Annotated in this window: 24 protein-coding genes, 1 pseudogene and 1 riboswitch; of the genes and pseudogenes, 6 read left to right on the forward strand and 19 right to left on the reverse strand. The window is 71.8% G+C overall.

From position 1 onward, the window contains the following. Positions 1–196: 196 nt before the first annotated feature. From AC4OR8_RS10015 to pdxT, 10 genes and pseudogenes are all read right to left on the reverse strand, one after another. Positions 197–2,407, reverse strand: coding sequence for a RelA/SpoT family protein (locus AC4OR8_RS10015; protein WP_492166406.1), 2,211 nt, complete (start codon positions 2,405–2,407; stop codon positions 197–199). Positions 2,408–2,647: 240 nt separating this feature from the next. After that, positions 2,648–3,214, reverse strand: coding sequence for an adenine phosphoribosyltransferase (locus AC4OR8_RS10020; RefSeq protein ID WP_492166407.1), 567 nt, complete (start codon positions 3,212–3,214; stop codon positions 2,648–2,650). A 20-nt stretch (positions 3,215–3,234) separates the two neighbouring features. Next, the gene (gene secF, locus AC4OR8_RS10025) at positions 3,235–4,518 is read right to left on the reverse strand and encodes a protein translocase subunit SecF (protein WP_492165411.1); all 1,284 of its coding nucleotides are present in this window, start codon (positions 4,516–4,518) and stop codon (positions 3,235–3,237) included. Continuing rightward, a complete protein-coding gene (gene secD / locus AC4OR8_RS10030; RefSeq protein WP_492165412.1) occupies positions 4,518–6,359 on the reverse strand; it encodes a protein translocase subunit SecD in 1,842 nt (613 codons plus the stop codon). The genes secF and secD overlap by 1 nt, the downstream gene beginning before the upstream one ends. Before the next feature lies 1 nt (position 6,360). Further along, positions 6,361–6,696 (reverse strand): preprotein translocase subunit YajC, encoded by a 336-nt coding sequence (gene yajC, locus AC4OR8_RS10035; protein WP_492165413.1) that lies wholly within the window; start codon positions 6,694–6,696, stop codon positions 6,361–6,363. 176 nt (positions 6,697–6,872) lie between these two features. Next, positions 6,873–7,946: a Holliday junction branch migration DNA helicase RuvB gene (gene ruvB / locus AC4OR8_RS10040; RefSeq protein ID WP_492165414.1), complete on the reverse strand. Its 1,074-nt coding sequence runs from the start codon at positions 7,944–7,946 to the stop codon at positions 6,873–6,875. A gap of 1 nt (position 7,947) precedes the next feature. Then, on the reverse strand, positions 7,948–8,544 hold the full coding sequence (gene ruvA, locus AC4OR8_RS10045) for a Holliday junction branch migration protein RuvA (RefSeq protein ID WP_492165415.1): 597 nt from the start codon (positions 8,542–8,544) through the stop codon (positions 7,948–7,950). Then, positions 8,541–9,128: a crossover junction endodeoxyribonuclease RuvC gene (gene ruvC / locus AC4OR8_RS10050; RefSeq protein WP_492165416.1), complete on the reverse strand. Its 588-nt coding sequence runs from the start codon at positions 9,126–9,128 to the stop codon at positions 8,541–8,543. The genes ruvA and ruvC overlap by 4 nt, the downstream gene beginning before the upstream one ends. A gap of 201 nt (positions 9,129–9,329) precedes the next feature. Next, a complete protein-coding gene (locus tag AC4OR8_RS10055; RefSeq protein ID WP_492165417.1) occupies positions 9,330–10,097 on the reverse strand; it encodes a YebC/PmpR family DNA-binding transcriptional regulator in 768 nt (255 codons plus the stop codon). A gap of 58 nt (positions 10,098–10,155) precedes the next feature. Continuing rightward, a pseudogene (pdxT, locus tag AC4OR8_RS10060) lies at positions 10,156–10,749 on the reverse strand (pyridoxal 5'-phosphate synthase glutaminase subunit PdxT); the annotation flags it as partial. Positions 10,750–10,965: 216 nt separating this feature from the next. Between pdxT and AC4OR8_RS10065 the strand changes: the two are divergent. After that, a complete protein-coding gene (locus AC4OR8_RS10065) occupies positions 10,966–11,760 on the forward strand; it encodes a hypothetical protein (RefSeq protein WP_492165418.1) in 795 nt (264 codons plus the stop codon). A 36-nt stretch (positions 11,761–11,796) separates the two neighbouring features. Here AC4OR8_RS10065 and pdxS read toward each other — a convergent pair whose 3' ends face one another. From pdxS to AC4OR8_RS10105, 8 genes are all read right to left on the reverse strand, one after another. Next, on the reverse strand, positions 11,797–12,705 hold the full coding sequence (gene pdxS, locus AC4OR8_RS10070; protein ID WP_492165419.1) for a pyridoxal 5'-phosphate synthase lyase subunit PdxS: 909 nt from the start codon (positions 12,703–12,705) through the stop codon (positions 11,797–11,799). 54 nt (positions 12,706–12,759) lie between these two features. Then, positions 12,760–13,389 (reverse strand): phosphatidylinositol phosphate synthase, encoded by a 630-nt coding sequence (gene pgsA, locus AC4OR8_RS10075; protein ID WP_492165420.1) that lies wholly within the window; start codon positions 13,387–13,389, stop codon positions 12,760–12,762. Positions 13,390–13,401: 12 nt separating this feature from the next. Beyond that, positions 13,402–14,196 carry an inositol monophosphatase family protein gene (locus AC4OR8_RS10080; protein ID WP_492165421.1) on the reverse strand — a complete coding sequence of 265 codons (795 nt, stop codon included), beginning with the start codon at positions 14,194–14,196 and terminating at the stop codon, positions 13,402–13,404. Beyond that, the gene (locus AC4OR8_RS10085; protein ID WP_492165422.1) at positions 14,193–14,744 is read right to left on the reverse strand and encodes an HIT family protein; all 552 of its coding nucleotides are present in this window, start codon (positions 14,742–14,744) and stop codon (positions 14,193–14,195) included. The genes AC4OR8_RS10080 and AC4OR8_RS10085 overlap by 4 nt, the downstream gene beginning before the upstream one ends. After that, positions 14,741–15,544, reverse strand: a complete 804-nt coding sequence (locus tag AC4OR8_RS10090) for a TetR/AcrR family transcriptional regulator (protein ID WP_492165423.1) — start codon at positions 15,542–15,544, stop codon at positions 14,741–14,743. Before AC4OR8_RS10090 ends, AC4OR8_RS10085 begins: the two co-directional genes overlap by 4 nt. A gap of 181 nt (positions 15,545–15,725) precedes the next feature. Further along, complete coding sequence (locus AC4OR8_RS10095; protein ID WP_492165424.1) at positions 15,726–16,742, reverse strand: glycoside hydrolase family 25 domain-containing protein; 1,017 nt, start codon at positions 16,740–16,742, stop codon at positions 15,726–15,728. Positions 16,743–16,747: 5 nt separating this feature from the next. Further along, positions 16,748–18,736: a threonine--tRNA ligase gene (thrS, locus tag AC4OR8_RS10100; protein ID WP_492165425.1), complete on the reverse strand. Its 1,989-nt coding sequence runs from the start codon at positions 18,734–18,736 to the stop codon at positions 16,748–16,750. 142 nt (positions 18,737–18,878) lie between these two features. Then, complete coding sequence (locus AC4OR8_RS10105; protein ID WP_492165426.1) at positions 18,879–19,577, reverse strand: NADPH-dependent F420 reductase; 699 nt, start codon at positions 19,575–19,577, stop codon at positions 18,879–18,881. 216 nt (positions 19,578–19,793) lie between these two features. Next, positions 19,794–19,858: riboswitch (guanidine-III (ykkC-III) riboswitch) on the forward strand. A gap of 12 nt (positions 19,859–19,870) precedes the next feature. Here AC4OR8_RS10105 and AC4OR8_RS10110 point away from each other — a divergent pair. The 4 genes from AC4OR8_RS10110 (at position 19,871) to AC4OR8_RS10125 (ending at position 22,521) form a co-directional block, all read left to right on the forward strand. Next, a complete protein-coding gene (locus AC4OR8_RS10110) occupies positions 19,871–20,185 on the forward strand; it encodes a DMT family transporter (RefSeq protein WP_492165427.1) in 315 nt (104 codons plus the stop codon). A 527-nt stretch (positions 20,186–20,712) separates the two neighbouring features. Then, positions 20,713–20,865: a hypothetical protein gene (locus AC4OR8_RS10115; protein ID WP_492165428.1), complete on the forward strand. Its 153-nt coding sequence runs from the start codon at positions 20,713–20,715 to the stop codon at positions 20,863–20,865. Between the two features lie 164 nt (positions 20,866–21,029). After that, complete coding sequence (locus AC4OR8_RS10120; protein ID WP_492165429.1) at positions 21,030–21,857, forward strand: tyrosine-type recombinase/integrase; 828 nt, start codon at positions 21,030–21,032, stop codon at positions 21,855–21,857. Between the two features lie 151 nt (positions 21,858–22,008). After that, on the forward strand, positions 22,009–22,521 hold the full coding sequence (locus tag AC4OR8_RS10125; RefSeq protein WP_492165430.1) for a hypothetical protein: 513 nt from the start codon (positions 22,009–22,011) through the stop codon (positions 22,519–22,521). Between the two features lie 170 nt (positions 22,522–22,691). On the opposite strand, the gene AC4OR8_RS10130 is transcribed toward AC4OR8_RS10125, so the two are convergent. Beyond that, entirely contained in the window at positions 22,692–23,189 is a 498-nt protein-coding gene (locus AC4OR8_RS10130; RefSeq protein WP_492165431.1) for a hypothetical protein, read from the reverse strand. A 243-nt stretch (positions 23,190–23,432) separates the two neighbouring features. On the opposite strand from AC4OR8_RS10130, the gene AC4OR8_RS10135 reads away from it, so the two are divergent. Then, positions 23,433–24,056 carry a DUF8453 domain-containing protein gene (locus tag AC4OR8_RS10135; RefSeq protein ID WP_492165432.1) on the forward strand — a complete coding sequence of 208 codons (624 nt, stop codon included), beginning with the start codon at positions 23,433–23,435 and terminating at the stop codon, positions 24,054–24,056. Positions 24,057–24,215 lie beyond the last annotated feature (159 nt).

Consider the following 24,215-nt stretch of genomic DNA (forward strand, 5'->3'; position numbering starts at 1 on the left):
GACCGACGAACCGGACGTCGCTGGTCGAGTGCCGAGGAGCCCTTCGAGACGCTCGCTTCGCTCGCTCCTCAGGAACCACGCCAGCGACGAGGTGTATCGAGACCCCCCAGCGAGGGCAGGGTCTCGATACGCTCGCTGGCGCTCGCTACTCGACCAACGAAACGGGACCTCGCTGGTCGAGTGCCGAGGAGCGCGGCTACTGGGTGACGCGGTAGGCGTCGAAGACGCCGGGGACGCCGCGGACGGCGCGGATGACGGTGTCGAGGTGCTTGGTCTCGGCCATCTCGAAGGTGAAGCGGCTCTTCGCGACGCGGTCGCGGGTGGTGGAGAGCTGCGCCGAGAGGATGTTCACGTGGGCGTCGGAGAGCGCCATCGTGATGTCGGAGAGCAGGCGGGCGCGGTCGAGGGCCTCGACCTGGATGTTGACCAGGAACGTCGACCCCGACTCGGGTGCCCACTCGACGTCGAGCAGGCGCTCGGGCTGCCCGCGCAGGTCGGAGGCGTTGGTGCAGTCGGTGCGGTGCACCGAGACCCCGCCGCCCTTGGTGACGAAGCCGATGATGTCGTCGGGCGGCACCGGGGTGCAGCACTTCGCGAGCTTGACCCACACGTCGGGCGCCCCGCGCACGAGCACGCCGGCGTCACCACCGGTCGGGACCTTCGAGCGGCCGCGGCGTCCGGTGATGGTGACGGCCTCGGCGAGGTCCTCCTCGGCGCCGTCGTTGCCGCCGTGCAGGTCGATGACACGACGTACGACGGCCTGCGCCGACAGGTTGCCCTCCCCCACCGAGGCGTACAGCGCGGTGACGTCGGTCAGCTTGAAGTGCGCGGCGGCGAGCGTGAGCGACTCGTGGGAGAGCAGCCGCTTGAGGGGCAGGCCCTCCTTGCGCATCAGCTTGGCGATCTGGTCCTTGCCGCGCTCGATGGCCTCCTCGCGGCGCTCCTTGGTGAACCACTGGCGGATCTTCGAGCGGGCCCGCGGCGACTTCACGAAGGCCAGCCAGTCGCGCGACGGTCCGGCGGTGACCGACTTCGAGGTGAAGACCTCCACCACGTCGCCGTTCTCCAGCGCCGACTCCAGCGGCACGAGGCGGCCGTTGACCCGGGCGCCGATGGTGTGGTGGCCGACCTCGGTGTGCACGGCGTACGCGAAGTCGACCGGCGTCGAGCCCGACGGCAGCGCGATGACGTCGCCGCGGGGGGTGAACACGTAGGTCTCGGCGCGGTTGATCTCGAAGCGCAGCGACTCCAGGAACTCGCCCGGGTCCTCGACCTCGCTCTGCCAGTCGAGGAGCTGGCGCACCCAGGTCATGTCGTCGAAGTCGCCGCGGCGCTCGGTGTCGACGCCCCCGCGGCCGTTCTCCTTGTACTTCCAGTGCGCGGCGACGCCGTACTCGGCGCGGCGGTGCATGCCGAAGGTGCGGATCTGCAGCTCGACGGGCTTGCCCTGCGGGCCCATCACCGTGGTGTGCAGCGACTGGTACATGTTGAACTTCGGCATCGCGACGTAGTCCTTGAAGCGCCCCAGCACCGGGTTCCACCGCGAGTGCAGCACCCCGAGCACGGCGTAGCAGTCGCGGTCCTCCTCGACGAGCACCCGGATGCCGACCAGGTCGTAGATGTCGGAGAACTCCCGACCGCCCAGGATCATCTTCTGGTAGATCGAGTAGTAGTGCTTCGGGCGGCCGGTGACCTTGGCCTTCACCTTCGCGTCGCGCAGGTCGGCCTCGACCTGCGTGATCACCTCGGCCATGAACTGGTCGCGCGAGGGCGCCCGCTCGGCGACCATCCGCACGATCTCGTCGTAGATCTTGGGGTGCAGCGTGGCGAACGCGAGGTCCTCCAGCTCCCACTTGATCGTGTTCATGCCGAGCCGGTGGGCCAGCGGGGCATAGATGTCGAGGGTCTCGCGGGCCTTGCGCTCCTGCGTCTCCTGCTTGACGAAGCGCAGGGTGCGCATGTTGTGCAGCCGGTCGGCGAGCTTGATGACCAGCACCCGGATGTCGCGCGACATCGAGACGATCATCTTGCGGATGGTCTCGGCCTCGGCGGTCTCGCCGTAGCGGACCTTGTCGAGCTTGGTCACGCCGTCGACGAGGAGCGCGACCTCCTCGCCGAAGTCCCTGGTGAGCTGCTCGAGGGTGTAGTCGGTGTCCTCGACGGTGTCGTGCAGCAGCGCCGCGGCCAGCGTCGGCTCGGTCATCCCGATGCCGGCCAGGATCGTGGTCACCGCGAGCGGGTGGGTGATGTACGGATCGCCGCTCTTGCGCATCTGGGTGCCGTGGTGGTGCTCAGCGGTGAGGTAGGCCCGCTCCAGCAGCGCCAGGTCGGCCTTGGGGTGGTTGGCGCGCACGGCACGGAACAGCGGCTCCAACACCGGGCTGGTCACCTGGGTGCGGGTGCCCATGCGGGCCAGCCGCGAGCGCACGCTGCGCGACGACATCGGGTCGCCCTGGCGCTCGTTGGTGACGCGGTCGGGACGCCGGGGCGGCGTGCGCGGCGGGGTGCGGACCGGGCGGTCGGTCACGCCGGACGCCGGCGGGGCGACCTGGTCGCCCTGGTCGCCCTGGACACCGTCGGTGTCGTCGGCGGGGCGCGGCACAGCCGGGGACGTCGGGGCCGCGCGCTCCTCGCTCACAGCGTCAGTCTAGTCGCCCGTGACGGTCATCAGCGTCGTGACGGGGAGGTCGCCGAGTGCGTCGCGCCACGACAGGAACGCGAGGTCCATCAGCACCGCCACGCCGACCACGGTGCCGCCGCACTCCTCGACCAGCTGCTGGGTCGCACGAGCGGTGCCGCCGGTGGCGAGCACGTCGTCGACCAGCAGCACCCGGTCGCCCGGGGCGATCGCGTCGCGGTGGATCTCCAGCGTCGCCTCGCCGTACTCCAGCGCGTAGGACACCGCGTGGGTCTCGCGCGGCAGCTTGCCGGCCTTGCGCACCGGGACGAACCCGGCGCCCAGCGCCAGCGCCACGGGCGCGGCGAAGATGAACCCGCGGGCCTCCATGCCGACGACTTTGTCGACGGCCTTGTCGGCGGCCGTCCCACCGGCGCCGAGCGGGCCGCGACCGGCCGTGGCCAGTGCCGCCACCACGGCGCTCAGGCCGTCGTGGTCGGACAGCAGCGGGGTGATGTCCTTGAAGACCACCCCGGGCTGCGGGTAGTCCGGCACGTCGAGCACCAGCCGCGCGAGCGCGTCGCGCGCGGGGGCCAGGGGGTCCTCCCCCGGCGAGGTCACTTCTTGCCGCGCTTGGAGCGGGTCTGCCGGGTGGGCTGCTGGCGCCCGGACGACGGGCTCTCCCCCACCGGTCCGCGCGAGGGCGGCACGACCCGGCCGCGGCCGACGGCCTCCGAGGCGCGCGGCGGGGCGACGTACGGCGTGGCGCCGCTGAGCCGCGGGCGGTCGCGGTCGACCACCGGCGCGGGACGCGAGTCGCCGGCGTCGGGGTCCTCGCTGTCGACGGGCTCGTCCTCGACCGGCATGTCCTCGGCGAAGCTCGGCACGGCGGCGTACGGGTCGGCGGCCTCGCGGGCCCGCGCCCGGGCCCGCTTCTCGGCGAGCCTGACCTCGGTCTCGCTGGACTTCATGTGCACCAGCAGGCGCGGCGCGAGGAAGATCGAGGAGTAGACACCGACGGCCATGCCGACGAACTGCGACAGCGCGAGGTCCTGCAGCGAGCTGGCGCCGAGCTGCACGGTGCTGACGTAGAGGATCGCGCCGATCGGGATGAGCGCGACGATCGCGGTGTTGATGGAGCGCACCAGCGTCTGGTTGACCGCGAGGTTGGCGGCCTGGGCGTACGTCGCACGGGTGCGGGCCATCTCCTTGTCGGTGGTGTTCTCGCGCACCTTGTCGAAGACCACGACGGTGTCGTAGAGCGAGAACCCCAGGATGGCGAGCAGGCCGGTCACCGCCGACGGCGTCACAGGGAAGCCCGAGAGCGCGTAGATGCCGATCGTGATGGCGATGTCGTGGCCCAGCGCCACGATCGCGGCCACCGACATCTTCCACTCGCGGAAGTAGGCCCAGATGAACAGCACGACGAGGATCAGGAAGATGACGACGCCGAGGATGGCGCGCTTGGCGACGGTCTCGCCCCAGCTCGGCCCGATCTCGGTCTGGGAGATCTCGTCGCCGGAGGCGCCGGTGACGTCCTCGACCACCTGCAGCAGCTCGTCGCTGCCCTCGGCGTCGAGCACCTCGGTCTGCACGATCAGGGCGCCGCGGCTCGAGGTGGTGACCGACGGGTTGTCGGCGCCCTCGATGCCGGCGCCGGCGATCTCCTCGCGCAGCTCGTCAGCGGCGCTCTGGGTGGACGACGCCGCCGGGACGTCGACGTCCAGCTGGCTGCCGCCGGTGAACTCGACGCCGAAGTTGAGCCCCTTGAGCAGCACGATCGCGACCGCGGCGGCCACCAGCAGCAGCGACGCGAGGTACCACGGGGTGCGCTTGTGGACGAAGTCGATCGAGCGACGGCCGCCGTAGAGGTCGTTGCCGAGCCGTGAGAACTTGCCCATCAGGCCTTCCCTCCTGCCGTCGCCGGGACCTGGTCCATGCCGAGGGTCTCGGTGCTGAGGCCGGAGAGCCGGCCACCGCCGTTGAAGAACTTGTAGCGCGCGAGGTAGGACACCATCGGCTTGGTGAACCAGAACAGCACCGCGAGGTCGATCAGCGTGGAGAGCCCGAGCGCGAAGCCGAAGCCCTTCACCACACCGGTCGCGAAGATGTAGAGCACCGCGGCCGAGAGCAGCGAGACCACGTTGGCCGCGAGCCGGGTGACCTTGGCGCGCTTCCAGCCCGACTCCACCGCGACCCGCATCGACTTGCCCTCGCGCATCTCGTCACGGATGCGCTCGAAGAAGATGATGAAGGAGTCGGCGGTGACACCGACAGCGATGATCAGGCCGGCGATGCCGGGCAGGGTGAGGGTGAAGCCCGCGCCGGCGCCGAGCAGCAGCACCATCGCGTAGGTGATCGCGGCGGCGACGGCCAGCGAGCCGACCACCACCAGGCCGAGGCCGCGGTAGTAGAGCAGGCAGTAGAGCATCACCAGCAGCAGGCCGGCGGCGCCGGCGTAGATGCCGGCACTGAGCTGGCTGCCGGCCAGCGAGGGGCCGATGGTCTCGACCGAGGTGTCGCCGAAGGAGATGGGCAGCGAGCCGTACTTCAGGCTGGTGGCCAGGCTGGTGGCCTCGGCCTCGCCGAAGCTGCCGGAGATCTGGGCCTCGCCGTTGAGGATCGGGCTGTCCACGCCGGGGGCGGAGATGACGCCGCCGTCGAGGACGATCGCGAACTGCCGGCCGTTGGTGAACAGCTCCTGGGAGATCTCGGCGAAGCGGTCGGTGCCGGCGCCGTTGAACGACAGCGTCACGGCCCAGCCGGCCTGGCCCTGCGGGATCTGCGCGGCGGCGTCCTCGAGGTCGGTGCCCTCGATCATGGCCGGGGAGAGCAGGTACGGCACACCCGCGTCGTCGCAGGTGATCAGCGGGGTGGCCGGGTCGTCGGTCATCGCCTGGCCGTTGCCCTCCGCGGGGCACTGGTAGGCGTTGAACGCCTCGACGCAGGCCGGCGTGGGGTTGGTCGCCCAGGTCAGCGGCTCGGCCAGCGTGGGGTCGTCGGCGGCCGCCGCGACACAGCTGTCCATCGCGGCGTTGGCCGGCGACGCGCCGTCGGACGGGGAGGCGCTGGCGCTGGGGTCACTGCTGGCGCTGGGGTCGCTGCTGGGGTCGGCGCTGGGGTCGGCGCTGGCGGACGGGGACGTCGACGGGCTGGTGGTGTCGGAGGTGCCGGCGCGCTGGGCGAAGCCGGGGGCAGGACGGTTGCTGCCCTGCTCGGCGCCGCCCTGGTCTGCGCCACCCTGGTTCGCGCCGCCCTGGTCACCGCCCTGGCCGGTCTGCCCGCCCTGGGTGCCGCCCTGGTTCGCCCCGGGGGCCCCCACCGACGGCACGTCGGAAGGGATGCCGGTCTGGCCTTGCGCGGCGGTGCCGCAGGCGAAGCCGGAGACCGGGCTGCAGGCGACCACGCGGAAGCGCAGCTGGGCGGTGCGCTGCACGGTGTCGACGAGCTCGCTCTGGTCCTCGCCGGGCACCTCGACGGTGATGTTGCCGTCGGAGGCCACGACCTCGCCCTCGGTGACGCCCTGCCCGTTGACGCGGTCGTCGATGATCTGGCGGGCCTCGTCGAGGTTCTCCTCCGACGGGTCGCCGTCGGCGATCAGGATGATGCGGGTGCCGCCCTGCAGGTCGAGCCCGAGGGCCGGCTTCCAGGTGCCGGCGAGGGCGGTGAGCCCGTAGAGGATCGCCACGCCGAGGAAGAACACCACCAGGGTGCGTCCGGGGCGGCCGGTCGCTCGTGCCATGTCAGATCTCCTCGGGCTCGCCGCGCCCGTCCCGCTCGCGCGGGTCGGTGGGGTCCGTCGTGTCGGTGGTGGGGTCGTGGGCCGGGACGACGGAGCCGATGGCGCCCCGGACGACCCGGATCACCACGCCGGGGGCGACCTCGACCGCGACGTGCTCGTCGGTGATGTCGCGCACGGAGCCGAAGACACCCGAGGTGAGCATGACCTCGTCACCCACCCCCAGCGAGCCCTGCATGCGCTGCAGCTCCTTCGCGCGCCGCGCCTGGGGCCGGATGATCAGCAGCCAGAACACCAGCGCGATCAGGACGATCGGCAGCAGGTTGACGAGCGTCGACACGACGGAACCTCTCGAGCAGGGAGTGGGGTGGGCGGCCCACGACGACCAGGACGATGTCCCGGGGGGCCGACCGACGGCAAAGTGTAACCGTGGCCCAGGCCACGGAGCGCACCACCGTCACGGGGGTGTTGCGACGCGGGCCACGGGGGGTGCCACGACAGCGCGCGGCACCGCGGTCACTCGGTGAAGAGGGCCTCGTCGACCCCGGGCGCCGCCGTCGTGGGCGGCACCAGCCCGAGGTGGCGCCACGCCGCCGGGGTGGCCACGCGCCCGCGCGGCGTGCGGGCCAGGAACCCGTTGCGCACCAGGAACGGCTCGGCGACCTCCTCGACGGTCTCGCGCTCCTCCCCCACGGCCACCGCGAGGGTGGACACGCCGACCGGGCCGCCGCCGAAGCGCCGGCACAGGACGTCGATGACGCCGCGGTCGAGGCGGTCGAGGCCGAGCTCGTCGACCTCGTACAGGTCGAGGGCGGCGCGGGCGACCGGCAGCGTGACGACGCCGTCGGCGCGCACCTGCGCGTAGTCGCGCACCCGGCGCAGCAGCCGGTTGGCGATGCGCGGGGTGCCGCGCGAGCGCGAGGCGATCTCCGCCGACCCCTCGTCGGTGAGCTCGACGCCCAGGAGGCCCGCGGAGCGGTGGACGATCAGGTCGAGCTCGTGGGGCTCGTAGAACTCCAGGTGGGCGGTGAAGCCGAACCGGTCGCGCAGCGGACCGGGCAGCAGCCCGGCGCGGGTGGTGGCGCCGACGAGGGTGAACGGCGGGATCTCCAGCGGGATGGCGGTGGCGCCGGGGCCCTTGCCGATGATCACGTCGACCCGGAAGTCCTCCATGGCCATGTAGAGCATCTCCTCGGCCGGGCGCGACATCCGGTGGATCTCGTCGATGAACAGCACCTCGCCCTCGTTGAGGCCCGAGAGGATCGCGGCGAGGTCGCCGGCGTGGGTGATCGCGGGGCCGCTGGTCAGGCGCAGCGGCGTCGACATCTCGTGGGCGATGATCATCGCCAGCGTCGTCTTGCCGAGGCCGGGCGGGCCCGAGAGCAGGACGTGGTCGGGGGCGCGGCCGCGCAGGCGGGCCGCCTCCAGCACCAGGCCGAGCTGGTCGCGCACCCGCACCTGCCCCACCACCTCGTCGAGGCTGCGCGGGCGCAGCGCCGCCTCGACGGCGCGCTCGTCGGCGTCGGCGTCGGCGGTGGTCAGCGAGCGGAAGTGGGCCTCCTCGGCGGCCTCGAGCTCGTCCTCGTGCACGTCAGGCCCTGCTCAGGCTCTGCAGCGCGGCGCGCAGCAGCGACGGCACGTCGGGGGTGGTGCCGGGGTCGGGGGCGACGGCGTCGGCGGCGCGCTCGGCGTCCTTGGCCGACCAGCCCAGCCCGACCAGGCCCGTGGTGACCTGGTCGCGCCACGCGTCGACAGCGGGCACCGGCGTCGCGGTGGTGCCCTGGCCGGGGGCACCGATGCGGTCCTTGAGCTCGAGGATGATGCGCTGGGCCCCCTTCTGCCCGATGCCCGGCACCCGGGTCAGCGTCTTGACGTCCTCGCCGGCCACGGCCCGGCGCAGGTCGTCAGGGCTGAGCACCGCGAGCATCGCCTGGGCCAGCTTGGGCCCCACGCCGGAGGCGGTCTGCACCAGCTCGAAGCAGGTCTTCTCGTCGTCGTCGAGGAAGCCGAACAGGGTGAGGGAGTCCTCGCGCACCACCATGCTGGTGGGCAGCGTGGCGGGCTGGCCGAGCCGCAACGAGGCGAGGGTGCCCGGGGTGCACAGCAGCTCGAGGCCGACCCCGCCCACCTCCAGCACCGCGCTGGACAGGGACACCGCGGCCACCTGGCCGCGCACGAACGCGATCACGTGAGGCTCCTGGTGGGTCGGGTGCGGGTCGCGGGCCGGGTGGTGGGCCCGGTGGTGGTCGTGGGTGCGGCGCGGCGCTGGGAGGCGACGGCCGCGTCGAGGCGGGCCTGCGCGCCACCGCGCCAGATGTGGGTGATGGCCAGGGCCAGGGCGTCCGCGGCGTCCGCGGGCTTCGGCAGCACCTCCAGACGCAGGATGCGCACCACCATCGCCCCCACCTGCGCCTTGTCGGCGCGGCCGTTGCCGGAGACCGCGGCCTTCACCTCGCTGGGGGTGTGCAGCGCCACCGGCAGCCCGCGCCGGGCGGCGCAGACCATCGCGATGCCGCTGGCCTGGGCGGTGCCCATCACGGTGCTGACGTCGGAGCGGGCGAAGACCCGCTCCACCGCCACGGCGTCGGGCCGGTGCTCGTCGAGCCAGGCGTCCACGCCCTTCTCGATGGTCACCAGCCGCTCGGCCACCGGCAGGTCGGAGGACGTGCGCAGCACGCCGACGTCCACCAGCGACAGCGGCCGCCCCACCGAGCCCTCGACCAGGCCCATGCCGCAGCGGGTCAGTCCGGGGTCGATCCCGAGCACGCGCATCCGTCGCCTTCCGTCGAACATGTGTTCGTCCCACGCTAACCGCGGGTGCCGACGTACGGCGCCGCGACACGCGGGCGCGTCCTCGGGGTCGGGCTCGGCGGGTCAGGCTGGTCTCGACACGTCGGTCGCGGCCTCGCAGGCTCGGCCGCGCTCCTCGCTCGACCACCGGCGACGCCTGCCCCGCCTCGCAGGCTCGGCGGGTCAGGCGTCTTCCAGCTCGGCCATCACGGTGTCGGGGACGTCGAAGTTGGCGTAGAGGTTCTGCACGTCGTCGAGGTCCTCGAGGACGTCGACGAGGCGCAGCATCTTGGCCGCGGCGTCCTTGTCGAGGGCCACCTGCATGTCGGGCACGAAGGAGGCGTCGGCGGAGTCGTAGTCGATGCCGGCGGCCTGCAGGGCGGTGCGCACCGCGACCAGGTCGGTGGACTCCGAGACGACCTCGAAGGCCTCGCCCAGGTCGTTCACGGCGTCGGCGCCGGCCTCGAGGGTGGCCTCGAGCACGTCGTCCTCGGTGACCGTGCGGCCCTCCTGCTCGGCCGGCACGACCACGACGCCCTTGCGGTTGAACAGGAACGACACCGAGCCGGGGTCGGCCAGCGAGCCGCCGTTGCGCGACATCGCGGTGCGCACCTCCATGGCGGCGCGGTTCTTGTTGTCGGTGAGGCACTCGATGAGCATCGCGACACCGGCGGGGCCGTAGCCCTCGTACATGATCGTCTGGTAGTCGGCGCCGCCGGTCTCCGCGCCGGAGCCGCGCTTGACCGCGCGGTCGATGTTGTCGTTCGGGACCGAGGACTTCTTGGCCTTCTGGATCGCGTCGAACAGCGTCGGGTTGCCGGTGACGTCACCGCCGCCCATGCGGGCCGCGACCTCGATGTTCTTGATCAGCTTGGCGAACATCTTGCCGCGCTTGGCGTCGACGACGGCCTTCTTGTGCTTGGTGGTCGCCCACTTGGAGTGCCCCGACATGCGATCCCTCTTCCTCCGTCGACTCCGCGCCCGGCGTCAGCGCGAGCGTGCGTGCGTGCTGGGCGACCGTGTCCAGGAACAACCCGTGGACGCGGGCGTCTCCCCCGACCTCGGGGTGGAACGACGTCGCCATCAGCGGTCCTTGGCGGACCGCGACGATCCTACCCACGGCCGGCCCCTGCCCGACACGGGCGAGCACCTCCACCGCGGCACCGGCGTCCTCGATCCACGGCGCCCGGATGAAGACTGCGTGCACCGGGGCGTCGAGGCCGCTGACCTCCACCTCGCCCTCGAACGAGTCGACCTGGCGGCCGAAGGCGTTGCGGCGCACCGTGACGTCGAGCCCGCCGAGCGTCTCCTGCCCGGGGGCGGCGTCCTCGACGCGGTCGGCGAGCAGGATCATCCCGGCGCAGGTGCCGAGCACCGGCAGCCCGCCCGCGATGCGCGCGCGCAGCGGCTCCAGCAGGTCGAAGGCCCGCACCAGCCGGATCATCGTGGTCGACTCCCCGCCCGGCACGACGAGCGCGTCGACGGCGGCCAGCTCCTCGGGACGGCGCACCGTGCGGGCCTCGACGCCGAGCGCGGCGAGGGTCGCGACGTGGTCGGCGACGTCGCCCTGCAGGGCCAGGACGCCGACGACGGGGGTGCTCACCCGGGCGATGCTAGGAGGTGGCCGGCCGGACGCCGCGGGCAGGCCTCGGGCCCGTCCCCGGCGCCGGGTGGTCCCGAGCGTAGTCACCCGCGTGGTCCTGCGCGTGGTCCTGCGCGTGGCACAGTTGCGGCCGTGCGACCGAGGCCACGAGACCCGCGCGTCCTGCCTCACCGGCCCCGCCCGTCACCGCGCTCGGCGCAGTCCCCCGGTCGTCGGGTGAGAACCGCTGCCGCGCTCGCGCTCCTGGCACTGCTCGGCCCGACGGTGTCGTGCGCCGAGGAGCAGCCCGCCCGGCCACTGGCCTCGACGGGCGGCACGCCCTCGCCCGGCGCGACAGCACCGACGGCCACCCCCGACGCCGGGAACACCGGCGCCACCGACGACCAGCCCGGAGCAGCAGCGGCGACGGCGTACCGCGCCTGGATGGCCGCGCTCGAGGCGCGCGACCCGGAAGCGGCCTGCGCGCGCCACGCGCCGGGGTTCACCATCGAGCTGCGGCAGCGGGCGATCCTGCTCGGGCGGGCGGCGCAGGGCGACCCGTGCCCGGTGTTCGTGGACGTGCTGTGGAGCGAGCCGACCGAGGCCCTCGCCACCGCGGCCGGCGCCGTGGAGGTCACCAGCGCCACCGCGGAGCGGGTGCTGCTCGCGGTCGACCTGGCCGACATCGACCAGACCGTCACGATGACGTACGCCGACGCCGCGTGGCAGGTCGCCGACACCGGCCCGCGCGGCGACGCCGCGGCGGGCGAGGGGGTCACCGACCGGTGGGTGGCCCGCTGGTGCGACGTGGCGCTCGGCAGCGACCGCGCGGCGGTGGTCGCGGTGATGGGCGAGCCGTCGGGCGCCTACACCGTCGCCGACGGTGGCGAGCCGCAGCTCTACTGGGCCGCCCGGCCCTACGACTTCCGCGCCTACCTCGACGAGCGCGGCCGGGTGCTCGACCTGGTCGGCGACTACGACGCGCTCGGCGCCGCCGACCGCGCGCGGCTCACCTGCCCCGAGCTCCGCTGACGCGCACCCCGGCGCAGCGAGCCGAGGGGACGAGGGTCACCAGCCGCGCTCGGCCAGGCGGTGTGGCTGCGGGATCTCGTCGACGTTGATGCCGACCATGGCCTCGCCGAGGCCGCGGGAGACCTTGGCGACCACGTCGGGGTCGTCGTGGAAGGTGGTGGCCTTGACGATGGCCTCCGCGCGCTGCGCGGGGTTGCCGGACTTGAAGATGCCCGAGCCCACGAACACGCCCTGCGCGCCGAGCTGCATCATCATCGCGGCGTCGGCGGGGGTGGCGATCCCGCCGGCGGTGAACAGCACCACCGGCAGCGCACCGCGCCGGGCCACCTCCACGACGAGGTCGTACGGCGCCTGCAGCTCCTTCGCCGCGACGTACAGCTCGTCGGGCAACAGCGAGGAGAGCCGACGGATCTCACCGCCGATGGTGCGCATGTGCATGACCGCGTTGGAGACGTCACCGGTGCCGGCCTCGCCCTTGGAGCGGATCATCGCCGCGCCCTCGGAGATGCGGCGCAGCGCCTCGCCGAGGTTGGTGGCGCCGCACACGAACGGCACGGTGAACTGCCACTTGTCGATGTGGTTGGCGTAGTCGGCGGGCGTCAGCACCTCCGACTCGTCGATGTAGTCGACGCCGAGGCTCTGCAAGACCTGCGCCTCGGCGAAGTGGCCGATGCGGGCCTTGGCCATCACCGGGATCGAGACGGTGTCGATGATCGAGTCGATCATGTCGGGGTCGCTCATCCTCGAGACGCCGCCCTGGGCGCGGATGTCGGCCGGCACCCGCTCCAGCGCCATGACGGCCACGGCGCCGGCGTCCTCGGCGATCTTGGCCTGCTCGGCGGTGACGACGTCCATGATGACGCCGCCCTTGAGCATGTCGGCCATCCCGCGCTTCACGCGGGTGGTGCCGGTCGCTGACGTGGGCTGCGCAGAGGTCTCGGACATGCCCCGAGCCTACGGTTGTTTACCTCCCGGTCACATTCACCGACGGGCCGCCGGTCAGGCGTGCGGGCCCGGCGCGGCCGCCTCGGCGAGGGCCTGCTGGCGCACCACCCAGATGCGCTGCACCACGGTGACGGTGCTGGCCGCGGCGAGCGCCCACAGCACGACGTGGAGCAGGATCGGGAGGTCGAAGATGGCGCTCAGCCCGGTCATCACCAGGATGGCGACGAGGCGGTCGGCCCGCTCGGCGATGCCGACCTTCGCGGTGTAACCCAGCCCCTCCGCCTTGGCGCGGGCGTACGAGGTGACCCCGCCCATCAGCAGGCAGACCAGGCACAGCACGAGGTAGAGGGTGCTGTCGCCGGGGCCGGCGAAGTACAGCGCGAGGCCGATGAAGATGGCGCCGTCGCCGATGCGGTCGAGGGTGGAGTCGAGGAACGCACCGAACTTGCTGCTCGTGCCCTGGGTGCGGGCCATGTAGCCGTCGATCAGGTCGGAGAAGACGAACGCCGTGGCCACCAGCACGCCGGTGAGCAGCATGCCCTGGGGGAAGAAGACCAGCGCACCGGCGCTGAGGCCGATCGTGCCGACGAGGGTCACCACGTCGGCGCTCACGCCGAGGCGGATGAGCAGGTGGGCGACCGGGGCGATGACCTTCGTCCAGAAGGCGCGGAAACGTTCCATCATGGCGGGAGCAGGTTAGCGGTCGCCGGGCCGCGCGCCCGCGTCGGCCACCAGCCGCGCGCACACCTCGGCCACCGCGGTCGGTACGCCGGCGACGTACCAGCGCCGCCCCGCGGCCTCCACCTCGCGCGCGGCGCCGCCGACGCCGAGCAGCAGGGCCTGCCCGGGCAGGCGGTCCCAGTCGGGCACGGTGTGCTGCACGACGACGTCGACGCGGCCCTCGGCGGCCAGCACGGCGTCCATCGAGCCCGACCCCAGCATCCGCAGCGTGGCGGCGGGCTCGAGGGCGTGGGCCCAGGCCCGACCCACGGGCGTGGGGTGCAGCGGCGGGTGCAGGTACGTCGCCACGCACGACTCGGCCAGCGGCCGGTCGACCAGCGGCGGCAGGGGCTCCCCGTCGACGGTGGTGGGCAGGCCTGGCCCGCCCACCCAGGTGTGGTCGGTGTGGGGCTGGTGCACGGCGCCGAGGAGCAGGTCGTCGCCGTCGACCAGCGCGAGCGCCGAGCACCACCCGGTGAGGCCGCGCACGAAGTTGTAGGTGCCGTCGACGGGGTCGACCACCCAGGTGCGGCCGCTGGTACCGGCCCGGGCCGTGCCCTCCTCGCCCAGCACGCCGTCGGCGGCCCGCTCGGCGACCAGCCGGTCGAGCACCAGCGCCTCGGCGGCGCGGTCGGCGGCGGTGACCACGTCGGAGACCGACGTCTTGTGCTCGGTGGCCAGGCCCTCGGCGCGCATCCGGCGGGCCAGCCGGCCGGCGTCGCGGACGAGCGCGGCGGCGAGCCCGGCGTCCGCGGTCGAGGCGGTGCTCACGACGCGGTGGGCCCGGGCCAGGCGGCGGCCAGCAGGTCGCGGGTGTCGTCGAGCAGCTCGGGCAGGGTCTTGGTGCGCCCGATGATCGGCATGAAGTTCTGGTCGCCGGGCCAGCGCGGCACGACGTGCTGGTGGAGGTGGGCGGCGATGCCGGCGCCGGCCACCGCACCCTGGTTCATCCCGATGTTGAAGCCCTCGGCGCGCGAGGTGGCCCGCACGACCCGCATCGCGGTGCGGGTGAGGTCGGCGATCTCGGCGGCCTCCTGGTCGGTGGTCTCGGTGTAGTCGGCGAGGTGGCGGTAGGGGCAGACCATGAGGTGGCCGGGCGCGTAGGGGTAGAGGTTCAGCAGCACGAACGCCAGCTCGCCGCGGTGCACCACCAGGCTGTCGGCGTCGGGCAGGGCCGGGATGCGGCAGAACGGGCACTGCCCCGACGTGGTGTCGGACGGCTTGTTCTCCCCACGGATGTAGGCCATCCGGTGGGGCGTCCACAGCCGCTCGAGGTCGTCGGGCTCCCCCACGCCGTCCTGCAGCCGCACGCCGCTCACCGCACTACCTCGACCGGCCCGGCCGGCCCGGCCGGCACCGCACGGCGTACGACGCGCGCCGGCTCGTCGGCCCCGGCGGCGGCCGCGCGGGCGGCGGCCTGGGCGGCGAGCAGCTCCTCGACGGGCTGGTCGTGCTGCAGCGTGAGGCCGAGGGTGCGGGCGTGGCCGCGCAGGATGAACCACACCGAGTCGGTGGTGATGTCGACCAGGACCGTGGCCGGCGGCGTGTGGCCCGGGCGCGACATCCACCGGCGCACGGCGCCGAACACCGCGCCCACCAGCCCGAAGACCAGCGGGTCGACGGCGGCGCGCTCGTCGTCGGTGACCTCGAGGCCCAGCACCTCCATGGCGGTGGTGATCAGCTCGGCGACCTGGGTGGCGATGCGCTCGATGCCCTGCTGCAGGGGGCCGGTGCCGTCGGAGGAGGTGTCCTGCGCGGCCACGTGGTGGAGCGCGGGGTGGGTGACGGCCCAGTCGACGTAGGTGCGCACGACGCGGCGCACGATGTCGGGGATGGTGCCGTCGAGGGTGACCGCGGGCAGCAGCTCGGCGGCCAGCGCGTCGACGATCTGGGTCTGCACGGCGCGGTCGAGGTCGGCGCGGTCGGCGAAGTGGCGGTAGAGCACGCTGCGGCTCAGCCCGGCCTGCTCGGCGTACTGCTGCACGTGCACCTCGGCGCCCGGCTCCTCGGCCTCGATCACGGCCAGCGCGGCGTCGAGGATCTGCTGGCGGCGCTCCCGGTTGTGCCGGTCCCAGCGGGCCTGGCGCCCGTCGGGGCGACCGCGCTCGGTCACCGCCATGCCCCACCCCGTCCTGTGCGCGCACCCGCCGCGCCTCGTCGTCCGTCTCGACCCGCAGCGTATCGCCCGCCCCCGCTGCCACCCACCGCCGCATGTAACGCGGTGTCCACCGTCCTGGTGCGGTGCTGCAGCGCCGCCCCGAGTCGTGGACACCGCGTTACATGCGGTGCGCGGCCCGGGGTCACGGGCGGGAGAACCACTGGCCGAGGTCGGTGTGCACGTCGCCGCAGGTGATGTTCTGGTCGCGCTCGGCCTCGACCCACTGGCCCATCACGGCCTCGCCGCCCTGGATGACCCAGTCGTCGCCGCACCGCGACTCCGCCTCGTCGCGCGAGGTCTGCCCGGCCGCGCGCCACTCCGGCACGCCGAGCTCGAGCGGGCCGACCACGGCGTCCCACAGCGCGGGGGTGGAGTAGACGCCGATGCGGTAGCCGGCGTCGGTGTAGCCGCGCGCCACGCCCTGCACGACCGCCGCGTTGGCGGTGGCGTCGGTGCTCCACTCGAAGTCGGGCACCGGCTCCACGTCGATCCACACCACCGGCGTCTCCAGGCCCGCGGCCCGCAGCGCGTCCACGTTGTAGCGGGCCTGCTGGTAGCCGGTGTTGGCCAGCGCACCGAGGCGCGAGCCGTCGTCGTACGGCCCGTCGTCGCCGTGCTCGGCAAGCTCGGCGTCGTCGGGGAAGCTCGACACGGCGTACGCCGACGTGAGCAGGCCGCGCTCGCGGGCCATCGTCACCTGGTCGGCCAGGCAGGGGTTGGCCACGAACCCGGGGCCGTTGGTGAGCCCGATGACGACGTAGCGCGCCTCGGGCAGCGGCGGGGGCAGCCCCAGCGTGCGCTTCTCGGGGATGCCGAGGCCGCGGGGGCACTGCGGCCAGCTGATGTCGCCGCCGAGCACGGGCGCGGTGAACCGCGGTACGGCGCGCTCCTGCTCGCGCGCGGCGCCCTCGGCGGCATCGGCCAGGTCGGCCAGCTCGGAGTCGCTGACCTCCGGCGGGGTGGACGCGGCGTCGTCCGGACGGTCCGGGCGCGTGGAGCGGGGCGGCTCGGGTAGCGGCGGGGCGCCGGCGTCGAGGCGCTGCTCGGCCTGGCGCCGCACCACCCCGGCGCCCGCCTCGTCCTCACCGCCCGACGAGCAGCCGGCGACCGCCACGCCGCACAGCAGCGCGGCGGCCAGGCCGCTCCTCCACCGCCGCACCCGGGTCACACCTGCTCGCGCGACCCCACGGCGGCGCTGACGCGGGCGATGGCCTCCTCGAGCGGCACCCCGTTGTCCTGGCGGCCGTCGCGGTAGCGGAACGAGACCGCGCCGGCCTCGATGTCGTCGTTGCCGGCGATCAGCATGAACGGCACCTTCTGCAGCTGCGCGTTGCGGATCTTCTTCTGGAACCGGTCGTCGGAGTCGTCGACCTCGACGCGCAGGCCCTGCAGCTTCATCCGCCGCGCGACGTCGTGCAGGTAGTCGCCGGCGAAGTCGGCGACCGGGATCAGCTGCACCTGCACCGGGGCGAGCCAGGGCGGGAACGCCCCGGCGTAGTGCTCGACGAGCACGCCGAGGAACCGCTCGATCGACCCGAACTTCGCCGAGTGGATCATCACCGGCTGCTTCCGGGTGCCGTCGGAGGCCTGGTAGGTCAGGTCGAAGCCCTGCGGCTGGTTGAAGTCGTACTGGATCGTCGACATCTGCCAGGTGCGGCCGATGGCGTCCCTGGCCTGCACCGACACCTTCGGGCCGTAGAACGCAGCGCCACCCGGGTCGGGCACCAGGTCGAGGCCCGAGGCCTCGCAGGCGGTGCGCAGGATGTCGGTGGCGTTGTCCCACTGCTCCTGGGAGCCGACGAACTTGTCGGGCTTGGAGTCGTCGCGCGTCGACAGCTCGAGGTAGAAGTCGTCGAGGCCGAAGTCGCGCAGCAGCCCGAGCACGAACTCGAGCAGGTGGGTGATCTCGCCGGGCGCCTGCTCCTCGGTGACGTAGGAGTGCGAGTCGTCTTGGGCGAAGCCGCGCACCCGGGTCAGGCCGTGGATGACGCCGGACTTCTCGTAGCGGTAGACGTGGCCGAACTCGAAGAGCCGCAGCGGCAGCTCGCGGTAGGACCGCCCGCGCGAGCGGTAGATCAGGTTGTGCATCGGGCAGTTCATCGCCTTGAGGTAGTACCTCGACCCCTCGAGGTCCATGGGCGGGAACATGCCGTCGGCGTAGTAGGGCAGGTGTCCCGAGAGGTGGAACGTCTGCTCCTTCGAGATGTGCGGGGTGCCGACGTAGTCGAAGCCCTCCTCGATGTGGCGCTGGCGGACGTAGTCCTCCATCTCGCGCTTGATCACGCCGCCCTTGGGGTGGAAGACCGGCAGGCCGGAGCCGATCTCGTCGGGGAAGCTGAACAGGTCGAGCTCGCGCCCGAGCTTGCGGTGGTCGCGCTTCTCGGCCTCCGCGATGCGCTCGAGGTGGGCCTCCAGCGCCTCCTTCGACTCCCACGCGGTGCCGTAGATGCGCTGCAGCTGCTTGTTCTTCTCGTCGCCGCGCCAGTACGCCGCGGCGCTGCGCGTCAGCTTGAACGCCGGGATGCGCTTGGTCGTGGGCAGGTGGGGCCCGCGGCACAGGTCGCTCCACGCCACGTCGCCGTTGCGGCGCACGTTGTCGTAGATGGTCAGCTCGCCGGCGCCGACCTCGACACTCGCCCCTTCGGCGGCGTCCTCGCCCTTGCCCGAACCCTTCAGGCCGATCAGCTCGATCTTGTACGGCTCGTCGGCCAGCTCGCTGATCGCGTCGGCGTCGGAGGTGACCCGGCGGTCGAAGCGCTGGCCCTCCTTGATGATCTTGCGCATCGCGGTCTCGATCTTCGCGAGGTCCTCGGGCACGAACGGGGTCGCGACGTCGAAGTCGTAGTAGAAGCCGTCCTGCACCGGCGGGCCGATGCCGAGCTTGGCGTCGGGGAACAGCTGCTGCACGGCCTGGGCCATCACGTGGGCGGTGGAGTGGCGCAGGATGTCGCGGCCGTCGGCGGAGTCGACCGCCACGCCCTCCACCTCGTCGCCGTCGGCGAGCTCGTGGGCCAGGTCGCGCAGCGTGCCGCCGACCCGGGCGGCGACGACGGTCGGCTCGTCGGCGAACAGCTGCCAGGCCTTCGTGCCCGCAGTGACCTCCCGCACCTCACGCACACCGGCGTGGACGAGGGAGATCTTGAGGTCGGGCACGGTGGCTCCTGGGGGTGGCGTGGCGGCGGCTCGCACGGCTCGGCGGGCCGCGCCCAGCGTAACGACCGCGCGGCCCGGGACGCCCACGGGTTTCGCGGGGTCCCGGGCCGCGGGGCTCGGGTGGTGCTGCGTGCGGGAGGGGTCAGGCCAGGTCGCGGTAGCGCTGCGCCGCGGCGAGCTCCCCCGCCAGGGTCTCCGCGGTGACCTGCTGCCCGCCGTCTGCGGTCCAACCCTCGGGGCCGGGCCCGGCGTACGGCGCGCCGTAGGCCGCGGTGTCGCGCTGGTAGCGCCAACCCTCGGCGAGCGGACCCGCGTCGAGGACGTCGTAGCCCAGCGAGTCGAGCAGGTCGGTGACGCTCTGCTTGGCCGCGGCGTCGTCGCCGGCGATGGCCAGCGCGCTGCGGTCGGGGGCGCCGGCGGGGCGGGCAAGGCCGAGGAGGTGCCCGGAGGTGATGTTGTTGAACGCCTTCACGACCTGCGACTCCGGCAGGTGTGCCTGCAGCAGCTCGGAGGTGGTGGTCGACTCGTCGTCGAGCTCGGCGATCTGGCCGTCGCGCTCGGGGTAGTAGTTGTTGGTGTCGATGACGACCTTGCCGCGCAGCGGCTCGACCGGCACGTCGCGGTAGCTCTTCAGCGGGATGGTCACCACGACCACCTCGCCCGCCTCCGCGGCCTCCTGTGCGGTGCCCGCGCGGGCGTGCTCGCCCAGCTCGGCGACGAGGTCGGCCAGCGTCTCCGGCCCGCGGCTGTTGCTGAGGACGACGTCGTGGCCGGCCCGCACCGCGAGCCGCGCGACGGTGCTGCCGATGTTCCCTGCTCCGATGAGCCCGATGGTGGTCATGCCTGCCTCAACGGGTCAGGGCCGGCCCGCATTCCGCTCGTGTGTCGGGCAGGAACTCACTGCTTCGGTGGTCGAGTAGCGAGCGCCAGCGAGCGTATCGAGACCCAGCCAAGCGCCCTGGTCGAGCAGCGAGCGCCGACGAATCTCGCTCATTCGTTGGTCGAGTAGCGAGCGCCAGCGAGCGTATCGAGACCCCCGCACCACCCCGTGGCACCCTGGACGTGCCACACCGGCACCCGGACGAGGCGCGTCGTACCCGGACAGCGACAAGACGATGCTCGAGGAGAGCTCCCATGCCCTGGATCGTCCTGGTCGTCTCCGGTCTGCTCGAGGCGGTGTGGGCCACCGCACTCGACCGCAGCGACGGCTTCACCCGCGCCGGGCCCGTGGTGGTGTTCCTGGTCGCGATGGCCGGCAGCATGGCCGGCCTCGCCTGGGCCCTGCGCGACCTGCCGGTCGGCACGGCGTACGCCGTCTGGGTCGGCATCGGCGCGGCCACCACCGCCGGCTGGGCGATGGCCAGTGGCGCGGAGCCGGTCTCGATCGTGCGGATCGTGCTGCTGCTCGGCATCGTCGGCTGCGTCGTCGGCCTCAAACTCTCGCACTGAGGCGCATTAGTCACCAACGCAGAGCGAAGCGACCTTGCAGAAGCCTTGAGGTGACGCATACCTCATCCGGAGACCCGGACCCCACGATGGAGGCACTGGAGGGGATCGCGGCTCGCCACGACATCACCCCCGATCCGAGCGGTGCCGGGGGGCCCGCTCTGGCGGGGCCAGTGCCACAGTCCGGAGATCCACGACAACGGGTGAACCTTCACTCCGACGGCGTGAGTCGCGGACACCGCCTCGGCCCCGGTCCTCCTCGAGAGGGCCGGGGCCGAGGTCACTGGCACGCCCCGACGACCTTGACCGCGCCTTGCCCGCGCCGAACCCGGTATCCGGGAGCGGCCATTCCCACTAGTTGGCGATAGTGGGTTCGGAGTTTTGAGAGACACCCTCGCCTAACTCGCGCCGCTGCGCCGAATTGCTGTATCTGCGCAGATCAAAGGCCGCATGCGCCGACGACAGGCGCAGACACGTCGGGACAGATTTGCACCCCCTTGTTCCGCAGAGTCGAGTCTGTAGGAACTGGCGTGACGAGTAGGAGCGCGAGCGGGCGGCGTGGGTTCGGCCGCGTCGAGCGGCTCACATCGGGCCGCTACCGAGCCGCCTACACCGGGCCCGACCGCAGGCTGCATCGCGCACCGGAGACATTCGCGGCGAAGGACGATGTATCGCGTGGCTGACCTCGCGACGCGCCGAGATCAACCCGGAGCTCTGAGCACAAGATGCGGCCGCGCGCGCAACCCGTCAGAGGGAGATCCCCACCCTGCACGCGTACGCCGACGAGCGGCTCGAGACGAGGAAGACGCAGGGCCGCGCCCTGCGGCCCACGACTAGGCAGTACCGGATGTTCCTCGACACGTTCATCTACCCGACGTTCGGCGACGAGCGGATGGACCGGATCTCGGCCGAGGACGTGAACGGCTGGTACGACACTCTCGCGCCCGGACGAGAGACCGCCCGCGCCCAGTCCCACAGCCTCCTCCGCACGGTCTTCGCCAGCGCGGCCTCGGAGCGCCCCCATCCCTGGTTCCCTACAACCCGGCTCAGATCCGCGGTGCCGGCAGCGCGAAGCGCGGCCCGCCACGTCCAGCGAGCCAGCCTCGACGAGCTCAGGACGGTCGTCGAGGAGATGCCGGATCGCTACAAGCTGATGGCGCTCCTGGCTGCGTGGTGCGCCATGCGCTTCGGCGAGCTGACCGAGCTCCGCCGCGGCGACATCGACCTGCGCACCGGGCGGGTGAAGGTACGCCGTGGCGTCGTCCGGGTCGACGGGGAGTTCATCATCGGCCCACCCAAGACCGACGCGGGCGTCCGCGACATCGCCATCCCACCCCTGCTGCCGCTGGTGAAAGACCACCTGTCCGAACACACCGCACCCGGCCGAGAATCGCTGCTTTTCCCGGCCGCAGGCGACAGCAACCGTCACATGGCTCCGGCGACGCTCTACAAAGTCTTCTACCCGGCCCGCGAGGCCGCCGGCCGCCCAGACCTCCGTTGGGACGACCTCCGACACACCGGCGCTGTCCTGGCCGCGCAGACCGGTGCCACGCTGGCGGAACTTATGGGTCGCCCCGGCCACTCAACACCAAGGGCAGCGACGCGCTACCAGCACGCGGCTGCCGACCGCGACGCCGAGATCGCACGGCGGCTGTCGGAGCTGGCTGGCTCATAGGCGGGGGTATGACGCGGCATCAGAAATTCGGGCGGCCGTGCCACCCGAGCGGCGTAGGTCGCATCGGACGGTCATGGCTACGCCCGGGGCCGGGGACGGAGGGCAAGAACAAATCCCGCTGGATCTCCATATGGTGCGAGAGGATCACAGCATGCCGAGCTCCGCTGTCTTGACTTTCTTCATCTCTGTGATCGCGCTCGCGGTCGGCGCAGCTTTCAGTGCGCTAGCGGCTCGCCGCGCGGCCTACGAACGAGTCATGCGCGCGGTCGATTTCGTCAGCGACGGCACCGTCGCGACGGCTCGGCACCGTGTCGGCGCACTTGTCTACGAGTACGCCGACCAGCTCGCCTCAGGAGAGTGCATCACGTTCGACAGCCCAGAAGAGCGCTCTGCTCGCATCGAGGACCTCTTCACAGTGCTGTGGGCTGCACGACGAATTGAAGCAACCCGCCGGTCTCTCGGCTACGAGTGGGCACACCGCGGGCCACACGAACTACTGAGAGATTCGGTCAAGAAGTGGGTGGATTGGTGGGTGCAGGTACCGCTCGGCACCAACGGCCAGATGCGTATCGAACAGGTCGGGCTGTGCCTAGACGCGACTCTGGATTCCGCCGACGACCTCGACGGCCTCGTCACGCTGCGAAACAAGTGGAACCGGCGCTGAGCACGGCCAGCGCCCCCTGATTGGATCAGGAACCACCCGCTCAACGAGAGCAATCCACCGTGCCCACGGCTCCACTGGCGGTGCTCGCCATGTGGACGGTCATAGAGTCATTTGAGTCGGGCTGCCGCCTGCCTCTTGACGTATCGGCGAAAAGGACGTAGTTGAGGGACCTACGGAGAAAGACGCCTGGCTGGCCAGATAGTCTTGTGTGAAAACCCTTCGGAGTCGACGAACGACACCTGGGCGGTGATTGCACCTCGATCCGGCGATGGGTTGAAACGAGTCTTCAGACGTCGAGCTGCCCAGTCGAAACTCGAACCACCCGCCAGCACTGGATGCTTGAGCTCGACGGTCACGGCCGCGGCACCGACGCCGTTGTGCCGAATCCTCATTACCGGGCCGGGGAATGTCACCCGTGCAACCACGTCGCTGATTGGGAAGCGTCCAGGGTTAGTCAAGGTGAACACGTACTTCCAGACGGCGTTGCCGTCGGCGTCTACGTCCGCCTCGTTGGGGGCCGACGCAGCCCGCCACGATAGGCAGACACCGCCGATCTCCAGCTCTCGCTCTGTCCTGCGGTCCTGGTGGATCAGACGCAGTTGCCAACCGGAGAAGCCGAGAGCAGCTGCTGCGATCAGCGCAGATGCGACTGCGAGTGTGTCTGTCACGCCGCGAGTCCACAGGCTCGGAGCCGATCTGTCTACCGCGATAGCAACCACCCTCAGTTGACGGCCAAGTGACACGCGGCGCAAAGACGTCCCCGGCGCGGTGGAACCCCTAGACGAAGTAGCAAGGAGTGCGCCGAGCCCGTAGCTGGATCCGACGGGAGTCTGCGGGCGGACGGCAAAACGTCTCGTGGCGGTGGATCGGTAACGCCACTACTGTCGGCGCTTGCCTGCACACTAGCCGTCATGACGACGTTTGAGTGGCTGACAGTTTGTGCCGGCATCGCGACTGCGATCGGGACGTTGGGTCTTGCTGTTTTCGCGTTCACGGCCTTCCGAGCCTCAGTCGCGCAATTGAAGTTGCTTGCGGACGACAGTGCTCGACAGACTCGCCCTTACGTGAACATTGATCTCGTCCCAGGGCTCCATGGAAATGGGTTCTGGGACATCACCATCGAGAACGTTGGCCGCTCGATCGCGCGCAACGTCCGCATCGACGCCGGGCCGCTCGCGGCGCGAGATGCCGACGATCACATCAGTGAGCGCTTGTCCCTGTTCTTGTCGCGATCCCACACGCTTCCGCCAGGCGCGCGACGTCGAGTGATGTGGCGGATGGAGAAAGATCCTGGGCGGACAGTCGCAGGTGCCGACCCTAGTGTGAGAGTGACCGCCACTTACAACGATGACGGGGGGACCGAGTACTTCGACCAGTTCGACGTTGTAACTGAGGGATACGGGCCCGTGGCGCCCTCTCCGTCAACAGGAAGCAAGGTTTCAAGTTCGAGCCTCACCAAGTCCGAAGAGAGTCTCGCGAACATCGACCGGGCGCTGCGCACTCTGAACACCCACGTTGGAATGCTCCGGCAGTAGGCCGAGCGTGCAGACGCGAGGAATGACGTACGCCGATTCGGGGCCGTGACAGATGAGGATGCGTTCCCGAGACGCTCAGCCGAGCGTTGCGTCCGATGTTGTCTGGAGACTGCTGGCAACCGCCGTGCTACTCGGCTCTGTCCCTCCGATGTCTCGCGT

It is taken from the genome of Nocardioides sp. FY1077, from assembly GCF_058681775.1.

Bases quoted from the DNA above. Each gene is read 5' to 3' on its own strand.
- pdxS (WP_492165419.1), bottom strand. From the start codon at position 12,705: ATGTCCGAGACCTCTGCGCAGCCCACGTCAGCGACCGGCACCACCCGC.
- AC4OR8_RS10090 (WP_492165423.1), bottom strand. From the start codon at position 15,544: ATGGCGGTGACCGAGCGCGGTCGCCCCGACGGGCGCCAGGCCCGCTGG.
- AC4OR8_RS10110 (WP_492165427.1), top strand. From the start codon at position 19,871: ATGCCCTGGATCGTCCTGGTCGTCTCCGGTCTGCTCGAGGCGGTGTGG.
- AC4OR8_RS10055 (WP_492165417.1), bottom strand. From the start codon at position 10,097: ATGTCGGGGCACTCCAAGTGGGCGACCACCAAGCACAAGAAGGCCGTC.
- ruvC (WP_492165416.1), bottom strand. From the start codon at position 9,128: ATGCGCGTGCTCGGGATCGACCCCGGACTGACCCGCTGCGGCATGGGC.
- AC4OR8_RS10105 (WP_492165426.1), bottom strand. From the start codon at position 19,577: ATGACCACCATCGGGCTCATCGGAGCAGGGAACATCGGCAGCACCGTC.
- secD (WP_492165412.1), bottom strand. From the start codon at position 6,359: ATGGCACGAGCGACCGGCCGCCCCGGACGCACCCTGGTGGTGTTCTTC.
- AC4OR8_RS10120 (WP_492165429.1), top strand. From the start codon at position 21,030: ATGTTCCTCGACACGTTCATCTACCCGACGTTCGGCGACGAGCGGATG.
- AC4OR8_RS10125 (WP_492165430.1), top strand. From the start codon at position 22,009: ATGCCGAGCTCCGCTGTCTTGACTTTCTTCATCTCTGTGATCGCGCTC.
- AC4OR8_RS10135 (WP_492165432.1), top strand. From the start codon at position 23,433: ATGACGACGTTTGAGTGGCTGACAGTTTGTGCCGGCATCGCGACTGCG.
- pgsA (WP_492165420.1), bottom strand. From the start codon at position 13,389: ATGATGGAACGTTTCCGCGCCTTCTGGACGAAGGTCATCGCCCCGGTC.
- secF (WP_492165411.1), bottom strand. From the start codon at position 4,518: ATGGGCAAGTTCTCACGGCTCGGCAACGACCTCTACGGCGGCCGTCGC.
- AC4OR8_RS10015 (WP_492166406.1), bottom strand. From the start codon at position 2,407: ATGGGCACCCGCACCCAGGTGACCAGCCCGGTGTTGGAGCCGCTGTTC.